The organism is Streptobacillus notomytis (assembly GCF_001902585.1).
Lineage (GTDB): Bacteria > Fusobacteriota > Fusobacteriia > Fusobacteriales > Leptotrichiaceae > Streptobacillus > Streptobacillus notomytis.
Genome location: NZ_LKKV01000117.1, coordinates 1 through 450, shown reverse-complemented (window position 1 = coordinate 450; position 450 = coordinate 1). Strand labels below are relative to the sequence as shown.

Below are 450 nucleotides of genomic sequence, written 5' to 3'. Positions count from 1 at the left end.
ATGGAAGCATAGCAGTTAACAAGAACTATGTAGATAATAAGATAAAAGAAATAGCTAATGGGCCATTTGAATATTCAACAAATAATAATGAAAAAGTTGTAAGAGGACAAGATAATAAGTTATATAAAGAATCAGATTTAAATAACTATTATTATGATACAAATGAAAATAAATACAAACCTAAAAATAATGCTAATGGAAATAACCAATTAACTCCAGTAGATAGTAAAGATGTAATAGTAAACCTAATGCCAAAAGGAAATGGCAATGAACCTATATCTATAGGAAATGTAAAGAGCATTCTAGGAGAAGATGCAACACCAGAAAAAATCAAAGAATTCCTAGAAGATAAAGATGATATATTTAAGAACAATAAAAACAACGTAGCAACAGGGACAGACCTAAAGGCACTAGCAAAGGCAGGAATTAATTTCTCTGGTAATACAGGAT

At 28.9% G+C, this 450-nt stretch carries 1 protein-coding gene; it reads left to right on the top strand.

Going from position 1 to position 450, the window contains the following annotated elements:
• A partial coding sequence (locus BUE91_RS06195; RefSeq protein WP_143605911.1) for a hypothetical protein occupies positions 1–450 on the top strand: 450 nt, incomplete at both ends.